The 5,644-nt window shown below is 59.4% G+C and carries 3 protein-coding genes and 2 pseudogenes; 3 read left to right on the top strand and 2 right to left on the bottom strand.

What is annotated here, in order from left to right; translation table 11 throughout:
- The first annotated feature begins 430 nt into the window (after window positions 1-430).
- Window positions 431-736 carry an alpha/beta fold hydrolase gene (locus C9413_RS32815; RefSeq protein ID WP_203226146.1) on the top strand — a complete coding sequence of 102 codons (306 nt, stop codon included), beginning with the start codon at window positions 431-433 and terminating at the stop codon, window positions 734-736.
- Between the two features lie 743 nt (window positions 737-1,479).
- Here the strand turns inward: C9413_RS32815 and C9413_RS26765 are convergent.
- Window positions 1,480-2,066, bottom strand: a pseudogene (locus C9413_RS26765) (hypothetical protein).
- 4 nt (window positions 2,067-2,070) lie between these two features.
- Window positions 2,071-2,457 carry an acyl-CoA thioesterase gene (locus C9413_RS26760; RefSeq protein ID WP_039845114.1) on the bottom strand — a complete coding sequence of 129 codons (387 nt, stop codon included), beginning with the start codon at window positions 2,455-2,457 and terminating at the stop codon, window positions 2,071-2,073.
- Window positions 2,458-2,751: 294 nt separating this feature from the next.
- Here C9413_RS26760 and C9413_RS26755 point away from each other — a divergent pair, with 294 nt between their 5' ends.
- Both C9413_RS26755 and C9413_RS26750 read left to right on the top strand, forming a co-directional pair.
- The gene (locus C9413_RS26755) at window positions 2,752-4,566 is read left to right on the top strand and encodes a methyl-accepting chemotaxis protein (RefSeq protein ID WP_039846796.1); all 1,815 of its coding nucleotides are present in this window, start codon (window positions 2,752-2,754) and stop codon (window positions 4,564-4,566) included.
- A 111-nt stretch (window positions 4,567-4,677) separates the two neighbouring features.
- Window positions 4,678-5,610, top strand: a pseudogene (locus tag C9413_RS26750) (extensin family protein); the annotation flags it as partial.
- Window positions 5,611-5,644: the final 34 nt, after the last annotated feature.

Here is a 5,644-nt window from a genome sequence, read left to right as displayed (position 1 = left end):
AAACGCGGGCGGCTCCCTCAACGTCCCTGTTGTCACAGAGACAAATGGTGTTCTTAGACATCGCGTGGTCCTCCTGGTCGTTGTCCTTCAGATCGAGAGCCCGACCTGATGATACGATGACGCACCAGCTGCCCCCGATCCGACATCATGATCAAAATCGCTGCTTTCTTTTTAACTCCTCTCGTCTTGCGCGGCCCAAACGCCTTGGGCCGACAGGCAACTGCTTCATTGCGACCGTTGCAGAATTGCCTACTCTGCGATGTCACAAAAGTCAGGAAAACAAGTGTCGTTTTAATCGGGACTTCTGCAAGAGGTCGTTGACCGCCTTCGGCCTTTACGCACACTCAGCACTGTCAGCGGGCACAGTGGTCTTAATTTCGGCGAAAGAGGTGTCGAAGCTCGGAAGGCTTCAAAATCAGGGATGAATAATATGGCCACCTTTATCCTTATACTCGGAGGCTGGCAGGGCGGTTGGGTTTACCAAAAGGTGGCAGATATACTTACTGCGGACGGGCACAGAGCCTTACCGATCACGCTTTCGGGGGTCGGCGATGCGCCCGCCCCAACGGCCAATCTTGAAGATCACATAGATGAGGTCGTTAGTGCGATGAAGTCGCATCGCGACGACCTGGTGATTGTTGGACAATCCTACGGCGGGATGGTCGTGAGCGGCGCAGCTGATGCTGCGGCATCGCAAATTGGTCTATGTAGACGCCTATGTGCCTGGTTCCGGTGACTCTGTCTGGTCCCTGACGACGCCTCGTTTTCGAGATGTCTTCGTCGCGGGCGCGAAGGCTGACGGACTAACTTGCGCGCCCCCTGCCAATCTTGACCCGCGATGCCGACCGCATCCGATTGGCACGTTTCTCCAATCAATCAATCTCAGCGGATGTTGGCGTGAAGTGCCGCGCAAGACCTTCATTGGCGCATTTGGATGGGAAGGAAGTCCGTTCCTTGACCCTTATCAACGCTTAAACGGTGAGCCGGAGTGGTCGACCTTTGCCTTCGATTGCGGGCACAATGTAGCACGGCTGAAGCCCGAGGGGCTCTTACCGAGATATTGCTAGCTCAGGTTTGACCAACCTGACTGCAATCCAAATACGACATGCCGTGCAGCGAATTCCCAATTTTCGCGCCAAAAGCCGACGATGCTGAATTTATAGGCAATCCGTGTCGCAAAATTTCTCGCAAAAGTCGGCGTTTTCGTTACCGATTTTTGCGACCTCATGGCGGCTTTGGGCCGGCTTGCCGGCGAACTGTTCGGCCGAAACGCGCCCAAAAGCGCCAGATTAGCCTCGGTTTGGGTGCGCCAACAGGTCGGACATAGTCTTCCTCTAATCGTCGTTATTTGGCCTTTCGGTCGTGGAATGGTGGCTGGATTTCTGCGACCGGCGCAGGAATGAGGATGGATGGAACCAATCGCCGCCATAAAAGATGAAGTCTCCCGCTTACGGGGTGAGACGCAGACCCACGCATACCTCACCCAAGCACATCATAGAGCCGAAAGATCCAGCTGATCTGATAGAGCAGGCCGAGGCTGACGAAGGCGATGTGGAAGCGGCGGTTCCGCGTCCAGGCCGCCACAAGGCAGAGGACGATATAGGCGAGGTTGCGGATGAGATATTCACGGCCGAGCGCATGGACATAGGCCTGGCCCTTGAGCCAGGTATCGCCGAGGTCCACGGCATAGGTCAGCGCCAGCATGCCGAAGAACCAAGTGCGCCGGGAGATGAAATAGTCCTCGTAGTCGCCGTACTCCTCGATCGAGGTCGGGAAGAGCAGGACGCTAAGGAAATAAAACAGGCAGCAGAAGCTGATGAGGAAGAGGTAAACGCCGAAGGTGATGACGACCAGCGAGCCGAGGCGATACTCCCACCACCAGAAATGGATGATGAAGAGGAACATCGACCCGACCCAGCCGAGATGGACGTGGTAGAGCGGTGTTTCTTAGGCGATTGGACGATGCCGGCGAGACCCGTGAGTAGGCGGGTGAGGCTGAGGCCGATGACCATCGCCATTATGGCGCGGATATAAACGAAGACCTCCGGTGTCGCCGCCTCTTGCATGGTGTCACGCCTTGGGGACCGGCTTCGGCGCGCCGTTTTCGTCGAGTGCCACCATGATGAAGGTGCCGGCTGTGACCTTTTCCATCTTGTTGTAGCGCGAACGGTGCGCCCAGGCCTCGACGCAGAGAGTGATCGAGGTGCGGCCGACGCGGTCGATGTCGGTAAAGACCGAAAGTGTGTCGCCGATCTTCACCGGCAACTGGAAAGCCATTTCCTTGACCGCGGCGGTGACCACGCGGCCTCTGGCGCGTTCGGCGGCGCGGATGCCGCTCGCCAGGTCCATCTGCGCCATGACCCATCCACCGAAGATATCGCCTGCGGGGTTGGCGTCGCCAGGCATGGCAAGCGTGCGGAGCGTCAGTTCGCCTTTCGGCTTCGGGGTCTCGGTCATGATCCTACTTCGTGATGTTTGCGGTTTCGATTCCGCCCGCACGGTAATGTAAAGCGCAAGCGAAATGAACAGACAAACGGCCGGCGTTTAGTGCGCTGGGTGTCGCCGGTCCTGAAATAAATCTCCTTAATGTAAAATTCTAAGATAATCCAGATTGTTGCAACGGGAACCGGACTGCCGGCAACCACCTTCCGTCACGTTATGTCGCCTCACTCTAATATTAGTTCACCGTCCAGTAATGGATCTCCCTCATCATTCAAAGATCGATTCTGCATGGGAATGCCGGGGGAATTCATGCGTAACATCAAGATATCAACGCGTCTCTATTGTCTCGTCGGCCTGACGTTGGCGATCTTTGTGGCGACGATGGTTTTCTTTCTAAACTATTCTTATTCCGAACTGGAAATGGAAAGAAAATCCGGTCTTGCGCAGATGGACGCGACGGCGGTCAACATCCTGCAGAAATACTACAAGATGGAACAGGCCGGCACGCTGACGCGCGATGAGGCGCAAACGGCGGCGAAAGACGTCATCGCTGCCATGCGCTACGGCGGCAGCGGCTACTTCTGGATCAACGACATGCGCCCGGTCATGGTGATGCATCCGATCAAGCCGGAGCTGAACGGCGCCGACCTTTCGCAGAACAAGGACCCGACCGGCAAATTCCTGTTCATGGAATTCGTCAATGTCGTGAAGGCCCAGGGTGAGGGTTTTGTCGACTACTATTGGCCGAAACCAGGTGCCGAACAGCCCGTCCTGAAATACTCGCACGTCGCTGGCTTCGAGCCCTGGGGTTGGATCGTCGGCACCGGCGTCTATTCCGACGACCTTGCAGCGCTCTACTGGCAGAATGCGATCTGGACGGCGATCCTTTGCGCGATCGGAGCTGGGATCATCGTTTCCGTCGCCTATGCGATCGTCAAGAGCGTTACCGGACCCGTCGCACGGATCGGCGCGGCAATGCATGAGATCGCGGGCGAGAACGGGGCGGTCGAAGTCTGCGACAGCGATCGGCGTGACGAGATCGGCCACATGGCAAAGGCCCTCCTGGTATTGCGCGACTCGATGCTCGACCGCACCAAAATGCGTGCCCGTGAAGACGAGCGCCAGCGCGAGATCGACGGCGAACGCCGCGGCAATGAAGCGAGCCTGCGCGCCGCAGCCGAGCGCCAGAACCACGCGATGCAAACGCTGGGAGCCGGCCTGGAGAAGCTTGCAGCCGGCGATCTCACGGTTTCGATCGGCGATCTCGGCGAGGACTATTCAAAACTGCGCACCGACTTCAATGCCGCCGTCGGCGCGCTCAACGACGTCATCCAGGCGATCGCCGAATCGAGCAATGTCGTGAATGACAATGCATCGGGTATCAGCGAGGCTACCAACAATCTGTCGAAGCGCACCGAGCAGCAGGCCGCTGCTCTCGAAGAGACTGCAGCCGCACTCGATGAGATTACCGCAACGGTGCGGACCGCGTCCGAACGGGCGACCGAAGCCCGCGAGATGGTCGCCGAGACCAAGGCGAGTGCTGGAAAATCCGGCGAAATCGTGCGGAATGCCGTTAGCGCGATGAGCCGGATTGAGGACTCCTCCAGCCGGATCAGCCAGATCATCGGCGTGATTGACGAGATCGCGTTCCAGACCAACCTTTTGGCGCTGAATGCCGGTGTCGAGGCCGCACGCGCAGGCGAGGCCGGCCGGGGCTTTGCGGTCGTGGCGCAAGAGGTTCGCGAACTCGCGCAACGTTCGGCAAATGCCGCCAAGGAGATCAAGACGCTGATCAGCAACTCGGCGGCGGAAGTCGAGTCCGGCGTGGCGCTGGTTCGCTCGACGGGCGATGCTCTCGTCGAGATCGAGACGCTGGTGAACAAGGTCAACGACCATGTGAATACAATTGCCACCGCGGCGCGCGAGCAGGCAACGGGCCTCCACGAGATCAACACCTCGGTCAACCACATGGATCAGATGACCCAGCAGAACGCTGCCATGGTGGAGGAAACGACGGCGGCGAGCCAGACGCTTGCCGAAGAGAGCAGCCAGCTTCGTACGCTGCTTGCCAAATTCCGCCTCGGCTCGCGCGCGTCGCAGCATTACGCACGGCACGCAGCTTGATCAGCGGCAGAGCCGGGCTCGCCCGGCTCTGATCCCAGGGGTAAGCTTTCATTCATCGTTTTTAGCTAAATTCGAGTCAAATTCTTCAATGCAAGCAGGGCTGCGGGAGCGATGGAGAGTATTGTGTCTACCTCCCTTTTGCGGCGCGTCGCGCTGCCGGTCCTGATAACCACCAGCCTCGCGACCTGTTCGATCAGCGACGGCATGATACCGCCGGCAAGCATCGACCGGGGCACGAAGGTGAGTTCGATTTCGCCTATGCCGGGGCAAGGCGCGAAGCGCATGGCGCCCGCCGATGCGCAGGCGTCCTATCCCGTTTCCAACGCACCGGTTTCAAACACGCAAGGCTCGATCGATTATCTCGACACGCCGAACCTTGCAGGCGCCGGGCATTCTGCGCGCGCGGGCAGCCAGCCGATGCCAAAGAAGCTGCCGATGATCGACAGCGATGAGGCACTGGCGCAAGGGCAGGGGCAGCCGCAGAACTGGGGCGGCACCCAGCAGCTTGCAGTGCCTTCCGGTGGCGTCAACATGGATGCGGAGCTTGGCGCGGAACCCGTCGTCGGGCTGGCGCAGGAACAGCAGATGCAGATCGCCGAAGGAAATTCGGCTGAACCTGTGGTCGACGGGATCGGCACCGACAATCCGACGCAATTGAACCGGACGGCAATGCCGCGGCCAGCCGCACAGGCCGAGATGAGCCGCGCCCCCGTGTGGAACGACGGCAGTTCGGTGATCGAGCCGTCGCGTGTTCCCGACGAGGACGAGAGCCAGGAAGTGGCGATGCTCAGGCCGAACGACCCGATGATCAGCCGGCCGGTCGCCCCCGACCCGAACGTGATGCCGGCCTCCGAGCTTGCCTGCCGCCGTGATCTGAAGCGCATGGGCGTGGTCTTCACCGACAAGCCGGCGATCAACGACGGCCCGTCCTGCCAGGTGCCTTATCCGGTCTCGCTGCAGGGGCTTTCCGGCAATATCGGCGTGAGGCCTGCGGTGACGCTGAACTGCCAGGTGACGCTGGCCTTCGCCAAATGGGCTAAGGACGGACGCGCGTCCTCGGGCCTCCTTCACTTCTAGA

The sequence above is a fragment of the Rhizobium sp. SEMIA 4085 genome (genome assembly GCF_013004495.1).
Taxonomy (GTDB): domain Bacteria; phylum Pseudomonadota; class Alphaproteobacteria; order Rhizobiales; family Rhizobiaceae; genus Rhizobium; species Rhizobium gallicum.
The sequence above is the reverse complement of the archived record's forward strand: the minus strand, read 5'-3'. Positions and strand labels throughout refer to the sequence as shown.

Bases quoted from the DNA above. Each gene is read 5' to 3' on its own strand.
- C9413_RS32815 (WP_203226146.1), top strand. From the start codon at position 431: ATGGCCACCTTTATCCTTATACTCGGAGGCTGGCAGGGCGGTTGGGTT.
- C9413_RS26760 (WP_039845114.1), bottom strand. From the start codon at position 2,457: ATGACCGAGACCCCGAAGCCGAAAGGCGAACTGACGCTCCGCACGCTT.
- C9413_RS26755 (WP_039846796.1), top strand. From the start codon at position 2,752: ATGCGTAACATCAAGATATCAACGCGTCTCTATTGTCTCGTCGGCCTG.